This window comes from Staphylococcus massiliensis CCUG 55927, from assembly GCF_000298075.1.
Lineage (GTDB): Bacteria > Bacillota > Bacilli > Staphylococcales > Staphylococcaceae > Staphylococcus > Staphylococcus massiliensis.
Map to the genome: position 1 here is coordinate 132973 of NZ_JH815595.1, position 13694 is coordinate 146666.

Genomic DNA, 13694 nt, shown 5'->3' on the forward strand with positions numbered 1-13694 from the left:
CTATATTGTACATCTAAATATCTTAATAACCTCATTGAGCAGGATCACCGTCATATTAAAGTGAGAAAGACGAGATATCAAAGCGTCAATACGGCAAAGAATACACTCAAAGGTATTGAATGTATTTATGGTCTATATAAAAAGAACCGTAGGTCTCTTCAGATCTACGGATTTTCGCCGTGCTACGAAATTAATCACATGTTGGCCAGTTAAGGGAATACTACCATGTTAAAATGATAATTAGTTATATTTTTTCTGACTTTGCAACAGAACCATAAAAAAGATGGTAGTTACAATCAACATATGCATGTGTTGTTATGTGTGAAACCTAAGTATTTTAAAGAACCTGGAGATTATATTTCTCAAAAAGATTGGGTGAAATTTTGGAAACGTGCATTGCAAGTTGATTACACACCTGTTGTTGATATAAAAAAATAAAACCAAATAAGAAAAAAGATTCGGATATAGTTGCAGCAATTAAAGAGACCTCAAAATACTCTGTTAAGTCATCTGATTTTCTAACAGGAAATAAAGAAAAAGATAAAGAGGTAGTGTCGGATCTGGAGCAAGGTTTATACAAAAAAAGAATGTTATCTTATGGCGGATTGCTTAAAGAAAAGCATAAAGAATTAAATTTAGATGATGCAGAAGAAGGAGATTTAGTTCGTACAAGTTATGAAGAAAAAGATAAAGAAGAGAAAGATGCACATTCAATTATTGCTCAGTGGAATTTCAGAAAGCAGAATTATTATTTAAGAAAGTCTTAACAACGTTAGCTGAAAAGCTAGCGTTGTTTTATTAAAAAATACAAAAAAACGTTTGGGGACATTTTGGGTACAGGCACAAGATGTAGGGGTACATTTTGGGTACAAACGCAATTTATAGGGGTACATTTTGGGTACAAAAGCAAAAAATGATTGCACTTTAGAAATCGCTGTATCCCTTGAAATGTCTGGCTTCGCCAGACCATACATTTTTAAATGTATGCATATTTTCCTTATGCTCTTACAAAGCATTTTGGACAAAATCAAGATTTCGGTATTTTTTACAGAAATTTGCCCCTGCAGGAACTAAAAACCGGATTCACTTTTTGAAGGATTATATGCAAAATTTTAGTTTGTATGTAACTGGGCAATGTCTAAAAATCGTCACTGGTTTTGCTAAAAGTTTGTGATGTGAAATCAAAATATATTTATTTGACTCTTATTTGCGTTTTAAGAGCCATTAAATCATTCTGGGATAAATAATATAAAATACCCCTAAATGCTCTAAAAATCACCTTAAAATTGCAAATAAAGGTATTTTAAAATTTGGTATTTAGTGTGATAGATTTTTCGGAGAGGTGGTTTTGTTTTGAAAATCTTTTTATATTTTATATACTTTTTTGTTTCGTTTTTTATTTTAAAATCTTTACTTGATTTAGTAATACCAGCAATTGATTTTCATGTATATTTGAACTTGGTTACTGCATTATTTTTTGCACTTTTTATGATACTACTCGATTTTTTTATTAAAAAGAATAAAAACAAGAAGTAGAACACGCATTTATGCCGAGAATATTTATTGATCAATGAGAAGAACCCTTAACTAAACTTGAAGACGAATGTCGGCATAGCGTGAGCTATTAAGCCGACGATTCGACAAGTTTTGGGTTTGTTAAGGGTTCAGAGGCTCGTTGTCAATAAAGCAATTGGAATAAAGCAATATTTTAATTTAACGCTTGGTGTTTTTGTTTATTTTTGAGAATTAAATTAATCATTAACCACACTATTTGTATGATTAAAGGAATTAAATAAGCAGCTGCTAATACGGCTATGTTAATCCATTTTAATTCAGTTGTTTGTACTGCACCAGATGCATCTACATCTCTCAACCAAAGAAAGATTGAAAATCCTATAAAACTTAAGAGTTCAATAGTGCTTATTATCCACCAAAAAATCCATGAAATTTTCATTATATCCACCTCTGTTTTTTATCTTTGGCTTTAGAATAGCATACATTTTTTTTGGGGTTTAGAAACGAGTTTCTTCTTGTCTTGATACTATATAGAAATAACTCAAGGATTTAAATTGCTCTTAATCGCTTGTGGCAGTAAGCTTTAGTGCGATTTTAGGGGGGAGAATTTTATGGTTTTGGGGGTAAAAATTACACTGTATGTAGATTTTAGATTTTTAGGTTTGAGAGTGATATATTATAAATAATTACATAAAGAAAGAGCCGTTTTACTCCCCTACCAAAGTTCGTAAACGGCTCACCTTAAATCATAGATGATTTATTAATTTAGTATATCTTGATAGTAAACGATAAAAGAGCAGACATCAAGTTATATATTCGATCGGTGAGCCGGTGAGTAGAACGACTTCTAAAAAGGAGTCGATTTTTGGTTCTGTTGCAAAGTTAGAAAAACTATAGCTAATCACCATGTTATCATGTCATATGTTAGCCAGTTAACGAACACTGACATGATAAAAAAGGAAATTAGAGAATTTTTTCTAACTTTGCAACAGAACTGATAATTTAATAGTTTAAAACATTGAAAGGTATACTTTCTGTTTTAGGTTCCAGTAATCTAAAGTACTTTTCGCCTCTATTTTCAATTATTTCCATCAACTCATGTTTTTGTAGCTCTACAATTGCTTCTTCAAACTCTTTTTTACCAAACATAGCCCTTGCACCGGCATTATTAATTTCACCCTCGCTATTATACATGCGTAAATACACGTTACCATTTACCGTTATTTTATCAGTTACCATGAATTTCGACCTCATTTCTTGAATCTCATTAAAAGTCTTTTTATTCATAATAACATTACTAGGGTTTGGTTTCTAATTAAACTATAAATTTGTAACAGAACCGCTTTTGTTAGTATAATTTACGTATTTACATTCGTAAGTACAATTGATACACTAAAAGTGAGGAGATGATACCAAATGGTAAAAACATCCAATGATATCAATAAAACAAATGAACGTGTTTTTAAAAGTGGTAACAGTAAAGCAATCAGTTTAGGCAAACAAACGATTCAACTTACTGATTTTGAAGTTGGCGATAAAGTTGAAGTTCAGCGAATGAACGATGGTATCTTTATCAAAAAAAAAGAAGAATCAATTGAAGATAGAATCACAAACTTTTTTAAAAATGGTGGTAAATACGACGAGCCAGAGATTGACTTTAGCGAAAGTGTAGGGCGAGAGGTATGAATATAAAACAATTTGATATACTTTATATCGACCTAGATCCGACTCGAGGACGTGAAAAACAAAAGATACGACCATGTTTAGTTGTTAATAATAATATGACAATTAATGGTACTAACTTTGTTTGGGTATTGCCAATCACAAATCGTGAAACAAGATTTCCAACTGATGTTGAAATCAAAACTAAAAAAGGTTTGATTACTGGCGTTATAGATACCATTCAAATACGTTCACTAGACTTAAATGCACGCGAACATAATTACAAAGATGAGTTGCAAGACAAGTTAAAGAAAGATGTTTTAAAAGCTATACAAACATATCTAAAGCCATTATAAAACGAAGAGACCGGTTCACAAGGGTCGTGGATACTAGCATCCATGGCCCTAAAATAGTTAATAAGATTTAATGATAAGTAAGTAGAAATAACAATGAAGTATTTGGAGCAATCTTGATAGTGCATGACCTCTTAAGTACCCCTATAATTGAAGCGGTTCTGTTGCAAAGTCAGAAATCATGTAATATAAATACAAAGAAATGTAAAAATAATCAAAAATAGAAGTACGATATATTGTTAAATTAGTATTTAATTTATTGTTTTTGCATAAATTTGTATACTAATTTAACTTTGCAACAGAACCAAACCTTTATTGAAATGGAGTGAAGTTCCTGCTAATGCAGTAAGAGATGCTGGTATTAGAGCGGGTCGTGCAGCTGGTTTATCAGAATCTCAAGCTCATATTTTAGGGGTAACTTTAAAAGAAGCTATATCTTGGCTATTTTAATAAACTAAGGTGATTATTATGTTAAAAGAAAAAGAAAGTTTTAGATTACTTTATCAAGCTATACGAGAGCTTGCAGATAAAATTGGAGATAATCAGGTAGAAACTAATTCTGTTAGTTTATTATTGTTAGATTTTGATTTTGAACATGAAGTATTTGATGAACTATATTTAGCGATTTTAAAATATTTAAACACAGTAAAAATTGAGGATATAAGTTATAGTGAACTTTTAGATTTAATAGACAGTACGATTCCAGAAGATCGAGAGATTAATACGTTTGTAAAAAACAAAATAATAATTGGTTTTGCTAATAATTATTTTCCTGAATTACAAGTATTAGCAAATAATATAAAATCTGATATGGGGAGTTCATTAAGTTAGTGATATATCTACTTAAATTAGTATAAGATAAATTTAGTTTTTTGGGGCTTTGTACGTTTTCGTACAAAGCTCTTTTTGAAACGAGTGAAACGAGTTTCTTCTTGTCTTGATAATAAGGGTAACTATTACAATCTGGAATAGTTACCCTTAAAGTATTGGTGTGTCTAGGTTTAAACCAAAAAAAGTTGCTTTTTCGTACCTATTAATGTATCGTTTTAGGTGTCTAATCAAAAACATACATAGAAAGGAGAAAAAGCAACTTTTTTTATTGTCATAGTTTGTGAAAACTAAGTTGTTTTTATGTGTTATAACATGGAAAAGTATACTGAGAAAAAACGAAAAAATCAAGTATTTCAAAAATTTATTAAACGTCATATTGGAGAAAATCAAATGGATTTAGTTGAAGATTGCAATACATTTCTGTCTTTTGTAGCTGATAAAACTTTAGAAAAACAGAAATTATATAAAGCCAATTCTTGTAAAAATCGATTTTGTCCTGTCTGTGCTTGGAGAAAAGCTCGTAAAGATGCGTTAGGTTTATCTTTGATGATGCAATATATTAAGCAGGAAGAAAAAAGGAGTTTATTTTTTTAACTTTAACTACACCTAACGTAAAGGCTGCTGAATTGGAAAGTGAAATAAAGCGTTATAATCAATCATTTAGACGTTTGACCAATCGTAAACATTTTAAATCTATTGCGAAAGGATATGTTCGTAAGTTAGAGATTACATATAATAAAAAAAGAGACGATTATAATCCTCATTTTCATGTGTTAATTGCAGTAAATAAATCGTATTTCACAGATAAAAGATATGGTTCTGTTGCAAAGTCAGAAATCATGTAATATAAATACAAAGAAATGTAAAAATAATCAAAAATAGAAGTACGATATATTGTTAAATTAGTATTTAATTTATTGTTTTTGCATAAATTTGTATACTAATTTAACTTTGCAACAGAACCAAAAGAGCCTTGAGGAAATCTAGAGCTCATTTTAATAATGGTATCTACACGCAATGATTATAATGCTAGGATCTTTAATTGTATAAACTAGTCTATGCTCATGATTGATTCGTCTACTACAATATCCTCTCAGATTACCTTTCAATGGCTCAGGTTTACCTTCACCCTCTAAAATACCATCTCTTTGAATACTCCTAATTAAATGGTTAACCTTCTTCAATAATTTTTTATCTTGGATCTGCCAATACTGATAATCTTCAAAAGCTGTAGGTGTAAAAGTTATATTATAATTACTCATAAGCTTCTATATCTACCTCTACTGTGTTACGTCTTTCAGCTTCTGTCATAGATCGAGATAAATATTTAGCATTAGTAGGAGATTGTTGTAAATAAAGTGTTTCCATGATTGAATTATAGTCATCTTCACTCATTAGAACAGCATTACGTTCATTAGTAGTAATTGTTATTGTATCACTATCATCATTTACTTTATCAATAAGTTTTCTAAAGTCCTTACGTGCATTGGAATAAGTTAATACAGTCATATTAGAGCCTCCTAAATTTCATCCTACTAAAATTGTACAATTTATTGTACAATTAGTAAAGGAGGATAACACTGGTTCTGTTGCAAAGTTAAACATCAAGTAACATAAGTACACTATTTAGATATATAACACTGATAGTATTTGAAGGAACTTTAAATCTAGTCCCCAGTTTTAAAGTTTTGTAAGAATGTACAGAAAAATCTCTTTGTAACATACACCAGAACTAGTGACATTAGAGTAGTCAATGTTATAATCCAGGGATTTATTTAAATGTGCTCTATTATATCTAAGAAGTGGTTCTGTTGCAAAGTTAAATTAGTATACAAATTTATGCAAAAACAATAAATTAAATACTAATTTAACAATATATCGTACTTCTATTTTTGATTATTTTTACATTTCTTTGTATTTATATTACATGATTTCTGACTTTGCAACAGAACCTTATTTAATAAATCAAAAAGTATTTGATGCATTCTATAAATCACTTAAAGGTAAACAGGTATTAGTTTATTCAGGATTATTTAAAGAGGCTAAAAAGAAATTAAAAAATGGAGATTTAGATTACTTAAAAGAAATTGATCCAACCGAATATATCTATCAAATTTTTTATATTTGGAAACAAAAAGAGTATTTAGCTAGTGAACTTTATGACTTAACAGAACAAGAAAAAAGAGAAATCAATCATCAAATGATAGACGAAATCGAGGAAGAACAATAACAAAATATGAGTGCTAACAATTGACCTCCCGATAACACCATGTAGTTATTGGGAGGTCAATTGTTGAATTATGCACGAGTATTTTAAAAGTTATTGTGATGACGATGGTAAACGAGTCTTAAAAGTATAATGACAAAATAGCTCGTTATACTAACGTTATAGTGACATTATATTTTTGTTATACAATTTTTAACCCCTGTTAGGAACTATAAAAACATGAAAATTTTAATTTGCATGTAGATGGGCAGTGTCTCAAAAATTAGACACTGGTTTTGCTCAAATTTTTGTTTGTGAAAAACAATTATTTTTATTTGGCTCTCATTTACGTTTTAAGAGCTAATATAGGTTTTTAGGTATAAAACTATATAAATAACCCCTAATTCTTCAAAATACCCCTTTAAAATTAAAAATTAAGGTATTTAAAATTAGACAAAATAAAAAAGCCAATCCGTATAAAACGAACTGACTTTTAAAGAGCTATTCTTTTATCGTGGAATTAATTTTTATATCTATGCCACGACACCGATTCTTAAGTGTGTAGCATTAATTTTTATATCTGCGCTACAACGCCGATTCTTAAATATGCAGTATTAATTTTTATATCTACGCCACAACGTCGATTCTTAAGTATGTAGTATTAATTTTTATATCTGTGCTACAACACCGATTCTTTTGTATTTGATATAAAAATCGACGGAGGTCGATTTCGATTTTAGCACTACGTTCTGAAAGAACGTGTAAGTGCGCCCTTACGGGATTTAACTAGATTATAACGATGAAAAATAGACCTGTAAAGCGATAACTATTGTGATAAAGTTTGTTAAAAAGGAGCGATTTTATGACTGCTATTTGGATATCGATTATAGGTATGTGGTTTTGTATTGGAATGGCGTTTTTTGCTATCAAGAGGAGTAAAAATAAAAAATAGAACACGCATTTATGCCGAGAAAATTTATTGATGTTGAGAAGAACCCTTAACTAAACATGAAGACGAATGTCGGCATAGCGTGAGCTATTAAGCCGACCATTCGACAAGTTTTGGGATTGTTAAGGGTTCCGAGGCTCAACGTCAATAAAGCAATTGGAATAAAGCAATATTGCTTTATAATTTATTTTGAGTAGAAGGGAGTTTTGTTATGAATAGTAATTATGTTTCTATCGATTTTTTTAATGAAATACCGTTGTTTGATTATAATTTTTCTTTGATAAATCATGAATTTGAGCAATGGAATCAAGAATACGAGGCTTTTAATTTTGAATTTAGTGGAGTTGAATTTAAAAGTAGATTGGCTAAAAAAACTCCTAAAAAAGTAGGTTATTTTGTTGCGTTTTGGTGCAAGAATGAGATTAATAAAAATAGACCCTTTAATTTTAAGGAGTCAAAAGATAAGTTGATTATTAATATTTTAGATGGATCTAAAAAAGGTCAATTTATCTTTCCTAAAGAGTTATTGTTTAAAAAAGGAATTATTAGTTCTGAAAAACATAAAGGTAAAATGGCTATTCGCGTTTATCCTAGTTGGGAAAGTGATTTGAATAAAACGGCTGTTAGTACACAGAAGTGGCAAATCCCTTATTTTTTAGATTTTACTAAGGGTTTTGATGAGGAAAAAATTAAGGAATTGTATTTAAGTTGATTTTGATGGTTCTGTTGCAAAGTTAAATTAGTATACAAATTTATGCAAAAACAATAAATTAAATACTAATTTAACAATATATCGTACTTCTATTTTTGATTATTTTTACATTTCTTTGTATTTATATTACATGATTTCTGACTTTGCAACAGAACCCATCAAGATATATATTTGGGTGGACGACTTCTTTTTAGATAAGGAGTCGATTTTTTTATGAGTAAGGAAAATCATTCAAGCCACTTACAAAATAAGGATTTAGAAATTTTTTCTAAAACCGGCTACTCTAATAGCCGGTTAAACCGACATAGAATGTCACTTGCTAGTCCAAAAATGTCTTTTGACGCTATGACAATCGTTGGAAACCTTAATAAAGATAACGCAGAAAAACTATCAAAATTTATGAGTATTGAAACTCAAATTAGACTTTGGGATATTTTACAAACAAAGTTCAAAGCTAAAGCGTTACAAGAAAAAGTGTATATCGAATATGACAAAGTGAAAGCAGATAGCTGGGATAGACGTAACATGCGTGTTGAATTCAATCCTAATAAGCTTATGCATGATGAAATGCTTTGGTTAAAACAAAATATAATTAGCTACATGGAAGATATTGGTTTTACAAGATTAGATTTAGCTTTTGATTTTGAATCTGATTTAAATGATTACTATGCGTTGTCTGATAAGGCAGTAAAGAAAACTATATTTTATGGGCGTAATGGTAAACCAGAAACAAAATATTTTGGTGTACGTGATAGTGATAGATTTATTCGAATTTATAATAAAAAACAAGAGCGTAAAGATAATGCAGATATTGAAATCAATTCAGAATATTTATGGCGTGTGGAAATTGAGCTAAAACGAAATATGGTTGATTATTGGGACGATTGTTTTAATGATTTGCATATTTTAAAACCAAATCTAAAGGTAATTGAAAATATTCAAGAACGTGCAATGCTTTATTTATTAATTCATGAAGAAGATGAGTGGGGCAATTTAGAAAGACGTACTAAAAATAAATATAGAAAAATATTGAAAGATACATCACAAATTGATTTAACAGATTTAATGAAGAATACTTTGAGAGATAATAAAAAACAATTGAAAAAGCAAATTGATTTTTGGCTTTCTGATTTTGAATTTTGAGTGCATTAAATTTTATACACGAAGTGATCATAAAATTTAAAAACGAATTTGCGACCACCATTTTTGGTCGTAGGTTTTGAACTTATGGACTGAATTGTTCAGTCCATTTTTTGTGCTTGCACAAAAACAAGCCTCGCAGAGCACACGGTTTAACGACTTAATTACGAAGTAAATAAGTCTAGTGTGTTTTATTTTATACTTTAATAAATAAAGCTACGCAAAAACATGTGCAGTGGAGGGATTTTAATATGGCGTATTCTATTATCAGAGTTGCTAAAGTAAAATCAAAAACGAATACAAAAGGTATTCAAAAACATGTACAAAGACAAAATAAAAATTATGAAAATATGGATATTGATTTAGAAAAATCATACTTAAATTACGATTTAGTCAATGATAGTCCGATTGATTATAATCAAAAAATCGATGAGAAAATTGAACAAAATTATAATGGGAAACGCAAAATTAGAAAAGACGCAGTAAAACATATTGATGGTTTAATTACATCTGGTAATGAATTTTTTAAAAATCAAACACTTGAAGAAACAAAGCAGTTTTTTGAACATGCTAAAACGTTTTTAGAACAAGAGTATGGAAAAGATAATTTATTATATGCAACAGTGCATATGGACGAAAAAACACCTCATATGCATTATGGGGTAGTTCCGATCACAGAAGATGGTCGATTGAGTGCGAAAGAGGTTTTAGGTAATAAAAAGGCACTAACTGAATTTCAAGATAGATTTAACGAACATATCAATAGTTGTGGTTATGACTTGAGTAGAGGTATAACAAGGGGCATTACACCGAGACGACATGAGCAGATAAGTCGTTATAAAAATTTAACAGATTATCACAAAGAAGAATATGAGCACGAGAGCCGAAAATTAGACCGTATAAAGCAAGAAAGCGAAGAAGTAATGGAACAGTATCAAAATGCTTTAGATGTTCTAAAAAAAGCCTATAAATGTCCCATATGAGCTTGAAACTGAAAAAGTTGGTGGACTGTTCAACAAAGAAACACAGGAAACAGGCAACGTCGTTATTGATAAAAATAAATTTGATTTATTGCAGGAACAAGTAAAAGCTTCTCAACTCATTACTGATGATTATGAATATATTAAAAGCGGAAAAGCTTTAAAAGATTTTGAGGAAAAAAATAAAAAATTAGAAGATAGATTATTAGACGAACAGATTAAAAATGGAAAAGTAATAGATGAATACAATGATTTAGCGGGTAGTTATAATAATTTATTGGAACAAACTCAAGAAAAAGAAAAAGAGTTAAACCGTTCGTATAAACTATTTAACAATGTGTTTAAGTTGATTAAAGGTGTAATGAAAGAAGAAACATATCATTCTTTGATTAACCATATTGATAATCACTTAGAAAGCTCAAAAATGCGAGAAACAATGATTGTAGATGATAACGATGAACAATTCTTTAAGAAAAAATATCAAAGACAAGAACCAGAAATTATTTTTGAAGATGAACGAGATGATGGCTATACTTTATAAAGACGACGCAATTATGCCGAGAAAATCTATTTGTCGATGAGAGCCCTTAATTAGACTAAAAGCGCCAGCGGGAGGATAGCGTCAGCTATCAAATCGACCGATGGACAGCTTTAGGATTATTAAGGAGCGCAGAATCGTCGACAAATAGAGGAATTGGAATAATGCAATATTTTTTAGTGTTTTTAAAAAAAGAGGAGGTTTAGATTTAATATGGCAAACTTTTTCAGAAAATATTCGAACACTTTTTCTTATATAATTATTTTTGGTGTATTCCTGTTTCTTATTATGGGTCCTTTAGGTGCAGCAGCAGGGATAGTAATTGGAATTGCTGTTGGGCAATATGAAGATATGAAAAAAGAAAATAAATAAAGACTTGATCAAATTAGACCAAGCCTTTTGATAGTGTTATATTAATAACAAAATAAAAAAGAAGTCGCCCACGCCCCTACCAAAGTTTGTGTGCGACTACCTTAAAAAACATTTATGTTTTTGAGTGTTTTGTATATCTCGATATTAAACGATATTTATGCATACATCAAGAGGTTCTGTTGCAAAGTTAAATTAGTATACAAATTTATGCAAAAACAATAAATTAAATACTAATTTAACAATATATCGTACTTCTATTTTTGATTATTTTTACATTTCTTTGTATTTATATTACATGATTTCTGACTTTGCAACAGAACCAAGTTTGGTCTAAATATCCTCGTTAAAGTTGGTATAAAACTTTTAAATATTATAGTTTTTTTCGTTATAAACTTTTATTCCATTTTTTATCAGCAGTGCTGAAAATACTCCAACTCCACGTTTTTTTCTCCGTTAAATTCGCCTGTGTAAATATGTTCCGTGCTACAAGTTGGACTGTCGGATTTTAGTATTAATGTTTCGCAATTTATTTTTTGACAAGTATCTAATGCCTTCATTGCTCCGTTTATATATTCTTTTGTAACGTCGTTCCCCTGACTATCTATAATTTTGGCTCTATTTTCTAAAACATCGAAACCATCTCCTCCTACAATTTCTGCAGGATTTCTTGGTGTTGATAATCCACCTAATATTTCAGGACATATTGGTTTTGCTATACCTTTATCTACCAATTTTTTTAAGTTATTGTTGAGTTTATTTCCTCCGTCATATCTAACATTTTGGCCGACTAAACATGCGCTTATAAAAATCATATATTATCCTCCAATTTTTAGGTTTAAGAAACGAATTGAAAACGAGCTTCTTCTTGTCTTGATACTATATAGAATAACGTTTTTTTAAATAGGGATAGGCACTTATATATATTAGCTTGAATAATTTTAAAAATTTGAAGGTACTTATATTTTATTAAAATCAAGGTTGCTATTGTTACTTTTTGATATTTATTTAAACATAAAATGACTTATCGGAAGTTAGCTATTATCACATATTCAAAGATGATATAATATAAAAGTCGCCTATCTCTCAGGCGTCAATATAGACGTAGAGAGGAGGTGTAATTATGCTTGATAACTTTGTTCACATCATGACCACAGCAGCGAGTGGTTGTATCGTCGCATTATTTGCGCATTGGCTACGCAATCGCAACGATAAGAAAAAATAGGCGACTATAGTCACACCTAAAAATCCCCTCACTACTTCCGATAGTGAGGGGATTGGTGTATTATGCTTAATAACTTTGTTAAGTAGATTATAACACTGGTTAGTAGAGGAATGCAACAGAACCATATTTAATATGATTAATATAGGTATTTGGCCAATGGTCATTCTAGCATTATTAATCATAGCTAATAGTATTTTTATGGTTTACAAGACAGTAGACGTTAAAAAACGCAAATGACAAAAAAGCAATCTCACTCTTAATTTATGTGAGATTGCTTTTATTTATCATAATAATATAATGACGTTTCAAGCACATTATTTAATGTTACAAACACTTCTTCAACTGTATAGTTATAGTCATTTTCTACCCAACGTCGTAGTACTTCTATTACGCCACTACTGTAAAAATCAGCTACAATTTCAGGATGTTTACTTTCTCTAATCTTTTGCACTAAGGGGTCACGCTTACGAGTTGAATTATTTAACATCATTTCGCGACCCACATTCGTTAAACTTCTAAATACATCTGCCTGTCGAGACGAAACTAATAGATGCTTAAAAATCTTTTTATTATTACAAATGTAATAAATAAAGTCTTCAAATGATTCAGAGGTTGTAATGTCTGCTGATGTGTCACCTTTAGCTATAATTTGTTGTGCAATAAAGTCAGGTAAAGTGTAGAGTAATTCATATTTATCTTGGAAGTATCTATAGAACGTACTGCGGTTGATTTCTGCAATATCACATATTTTTTGAACCGTGATTTCATCAAAATGATAATCATGTAAAAGTATAAACACTGTTTCATGAATATGTTTAATCATACGCTTTTGATTTGCTGACGGCATTATCTGATTCTCCTATTTATTTAATCTAGTCAGATAGCCTGACGTAATAAGAGTAATTTATCACAATAAAGTTGATTTTTCCAAACATAACAACTGATACTACGTTTAAATTTGTTTATAAAAAAAGAGTAAATAAGTTATTTGAAACGTTTAATACTATAAGAGCGATATAAAAAAGTAGGAGCGAAACTGAGTTTAGTTTCACTCCCTCGCAATATAGCTACGATTGAGAAGAGTTTGTCTTAAGCGCCTTCTCAACTTGGTTTGCTACTGTAAATTTGCATTATGAGTTTTAAATATGCTACACCAAACGAGCATATTCTTTATTTGTCTATCTTAACTTTGTAATTAGTTAGTCTCAATATCT

General features: G+C 29.9%; 16 protein-coding genes and 5 pseudogenes. 15 read left to right on the top strand and 6 right to left on the bottom strand.

The features are described from left to right. The 3 genes and pseudogenes from A33S_RS12105 to A33S_RS12565 all read left to right on the top strand — a co-directional run. Window positions 1–213: pseudogene (locus A33S_RS12105) on the top strand (DDE-type integrase/transposase/recombinase); the annotation flags it as partial. A gap of 60 nt (window positions 214–273) precedes the next feature. Further along, window positions 274–767 (top strand): annotated as a pseudogene (locus tag A33S_RS12110) (protein rep); the annotation flags it as partial. A gap of 586 nt (window positions 768–1353) precedes the next feature. Continuing rightward, window positions 1354–1536 (top strand): hypothetical protein, encoded by a 183-nt coding sequence (locus A33S_RS12565; RefSeq protein WP_009385238.1) that lies wholly within the window; start codon window positions 1354–1356, stop codon window positions 1534–1536. 172 nt (window positions 1537–1708) lie between these two features. Here the strand turns inward: A33S_RS12565 and A33S_RS0110340 are convergent, their stop codons facing one another. Together A33S_RS0110340 and A33S_RS0110345 are read right to left on the bottom strand one after the other, a co-directional pair. Next, window positions 1709–1954 carry a DUF3923 family protein gene (locus A33S_RS0110340; RefSeq protein WP_017176836.1) on the bottom strand — a complete coding sequence of 82 codons (246 nt, stop codon included), beginning with the start codon at window positions 1952–1954 and terminating at the stop codon, window positions 1709–1711. A 563-nt stretch (window positions 1955–2517) separates the two neighbouring features. After that, window positions 2518–2754 carry a hypothetical protein gene (locus A33S_RS0110345; RefSeq protein ID WP_017176837.1) on the bottom strand — a complete coding sequence of 79 codons (237 nt, stop codon included), beginning with the start codon at window positions 2752–2754 and terminating at the stop codon, window positions 2518–2520. Between the two features lie 198 nt (window positions 2755–2952). Between A33S_RS0110345 and A33S_RS0110350 the strand changes: the two genes are divergently transcribed. The 5 genes and pseudogenes from A33S_RS0110350 to A33S_RS11900 all read left to right on the top strand — a co-directional run. Beyond that, a complete protein-coding gene (locus A33S_RS0110350; protein WP_026049008.1) occupies window positions 2953–3201 on the top strand; it encodes an AbrB/MazE/SpoVT family DNA-binding domain-containing protein in 249 nt (82 codons plus the stop codon). Then, window positions 3198–3533, top strand: a complete 336-nt coding sequence (locus A33S_RS0110355) for a type II toxin-antitoxin system PemK/MazF family toxin (RefSeq protein WP_017176839.1) — start codon at window positions 3198–3200, stop codon at window positions 3531–3533. The genes A33S_RS0110350 and A33S_RS0110355 overlap by 4 nt, the downstream gene beginning before the upstream one ends. 312 nt (window positions 3534–3845) lie before the next feature. Continuing rightward, window positions 3846–3980: a hypothetical protein gene (locus tag A33S_RS12590; RefSeq protein ID WP_274515705.1), complete on the top strand. Its 135-nt coding sequence runs from the start codon at window positions 3846–3848 to the stop codon at window positions 3978–3980. 18 nt (window positions 3981–3998) lie between these two features. Then, a complete protein-coding gene (locus A33S_RS0110360) occupies window positions 3999–4361 on the top strand; it encodes a hypothetical protein (RefSeq protein ID WP_017176840.1) in 363 nt (120 codons plus the stop codon). 312 nt (window positions 4362–4673) lie between these two features. After that, window positions 4674–5176, top strand: a pseudogene (locus tag A33S_RS11900) (protein rep); the annotation flags it as partial. A 180-nt stretch (window positions 5177–5356) separates the two neighbouring features. On the opposite strand, the gene A33S_RS0110375 reads toward A33S_RS11900, so the two are convergent. Continuing rightward, window positions 5357–5623: a Txe/YoeB family addiction module toxin gene (locus tag A33S_RS0110375; RefSeq protein WP_017176841.1), complete on the bottom strand. Its 267-nt coding sequence runs from the start codon at window positions 5621–5623 to the stop codon at window positions 5357–5359. Next, window positions 5616–5870, bottom strand: a complete 255-nt coding sequence (locus tag A33S_RS0110380; RefSeq protein ID WP_017176842.1) for a type II toxin-antitoxin system Phd/YefM family antitoxin — start codon at window positions 5868–5870, stop codon at window positions 5616–5618. The genes A33S_RS0110375 and A33S_RS0110380 overlap by 8 nt, the downstream gene beginning before the upstream one ends. Window positions 5871–6288: 418 nt before the next feature. On the opposite strand from A33S_RS0110380, the gene A33S_RS0110385 reads away from it, so the two are divergent. The 6 genes and pseudogenes from A33S_RS0110385 to A33S_RS12435 all read left to right on the top strand — a co-directional run bounded on the left by A33S_RS0110385 (window position 6289) and on the right by A33S_RS12435 (window position 11258). After that, window positions 6289–6591 carry a replication initiation protein gene (locus tag A33S_RS0110385; protein WP_017176843.1) on the top strand — a complete coding sequence of 101 codons (303 nt, stop codon included), beginning with the start codon at window positions 6289–6291 and terminating at the stop codon, window positions 6589–6591. Window positions 6592–7727: 1136 nt separating this feature from the next. Then, window positions 7728–8228, top strand: a complete 501-nt coding sequence (locus A33S_RS0110395; RefSeq protein ID WP_017176845.1) for a MepB family protein — start codon at window positions 7728–7730, stop codon at window positions 8226–8228. A gap of 213 nt (window positions 8229–8441) precedes the next feature. After that, entirely contained in the window at window positions 8442–9371 is a 930-nt protein-coding gene (locus tag A33S_RS0110400; RefSeq protein ID WP_017176846.1) for a replication initiation factor domain-containing protein, read from the top strand. Between the two features lie 248 nt (window positions 9372–9619). After that, a pseudogene (gene mobV, locus A33S_RS12115) lies at window positions 9620–10518 on the top strand (MobV family relaxase); the annotation flags it as partial. Continuing rightward, entirely contained in the window at window positions 10491–10889 is a 399-nt protein-coding gene (locus A33S_RS12660; protein WP_420801858.1) for a recombinase, read from the top strand. The pseudogene mobV and the gene A33S_RS12660, both read left to right, overlap by 28 nt. 210 nt (window positions 10890–11099) lie before the next feature. Then, complete coding sequence (locus tag A33S_RS12435; protein WP_017176847.1) at window positions 11100–11258, top strand: hypothetical protein; 159 nt, start codon at window positions 11100–11102, stop codon at window positions 11256–11258. A gap of 363 nt (window positions 11259–11621) precedes the next feature. Here A33S_RS12435 and A33S_RS11905 read toward each other — a convergent pair. Continuing rightward, window positions 11622–12070 (bottom strand): annotated as a pseudogene (locus tag A33S_RS11905) (2-thiouracil desulfurase family protein). Between the two features lie 308 nt (window positions 12071–12378). Between A33S_RS11905 and A33S_RS12310 the strand changes: the two are divergent. Beyond that, window positions 12379–12480 (top strand): type I toxin-antitoxin system Fst family toxin, encoded by a 102-nt coding sequence (locus tag A33S_RS12310; protein ID WP_002497230.1) that lies wholly within the window; start codon window positions 12379–12381, stop codon window positions 12478–12480. 277 nt (window positions 12481–12757) lie between these two features. On the opposite strand, the gene A33S_RS0110430 is transcribed toward A33S_RS12310, so the two are convergent. Continuing rightward, a complete protein-coding gene (locus tag A33S_RS0110430) occupies window positions 12758–13327 on the bottom strand; it encodes a TetR/AcrR family transcriptional regulator (RefSeq protein ID WP_013730031.1) in 570 nt (189 codons plus the stop codon). Window positions 13328–13694 lie beyond the last annotated feature (367 nt).

Bases quoted from the DNA above. Each gene is read 5' to 3' on its own strand.
- A33S_RS12310 (WP_002497230.1), top strand. From the start codon at position 12,379: ATGCTTGATAACTTTGTTCACATCATGACCACAGCAGCGAGTGGTTGT.
- A33S_RS0110380 (WP_017176842.1), bottom strand. From the start codon at position 5,870: ATGACTGTATTAACTTATTCCAATGCACGTAAGGACTTTAGAAAACTT.
- A33S_RS0110400 (WP_017176846.1), top strand. From the start codon at position 8,442: ATGAGTAAGGAAAATCATTCAAGCCACTTACAAAATAAGGATTTAGAA.
- A33S_RS0110375 (WP_017176841.1), bottom strand. From the start codon at position 5,623: ATGAGTAATTATAATATAACTTTTACACCTACAGCTTTTGAAGATTAT.
- A33S_RS0110360 (WP_017176840.1), top strand. From the start codon at position 3,999: ATGTTAAAAGAAAAAGAAAGTTTTAGATTACTTTATCAAGCTATACGA.
- A33S_RS0110395 (WP_017176845.1), top strand. From the start codon at position 7,728: ATGAATAGTAATTATGTTTCTATCGATTTTTTTAATGAAATACCGTTG.
- A33S_RS0110345 (WP_017176837.1), bottom strand. From the start codon at position 2,754: ATGGTAACTGATAAAATAACGGTAAATGGTAACGTGTATTTACGCATG.
- A33S_RS12435 (WP_017176847.1), top strand. From the start codon at position 11,100: ATGGCAAACTTTTTCAGAAAATATTCGAACACTTTTTCTTATATAATT.
- A33S_RS0110385 (WP_017176843.1), top strand. From the start codon at position 6,289: ATGATTTCTGACTTTGCAACAGAACCTTATTTAATAAATCAAAAAGTA.
- A33S_RS0110430 (WP_013730031.1), bottom strand. From the start codon at position 13,327: ATGCCGTCAGCAAATCAAAAGCGTATGATTAAACATATTCATGAAACA.
- A33S_RS0110355 (WP_017176839.1), top strand. From the start codon at position 3,198: ATGAATATAAAACAATTTGATATACTTTATATCGACCTAGATCCGACT.
- A33S_RS0110340 (WP_017176836.1), bottom strand. From the start codon at position 1,954: ATGAAAATTTCATGGATTTTTTGGTGGATAATAAGCACTATTGAACTC.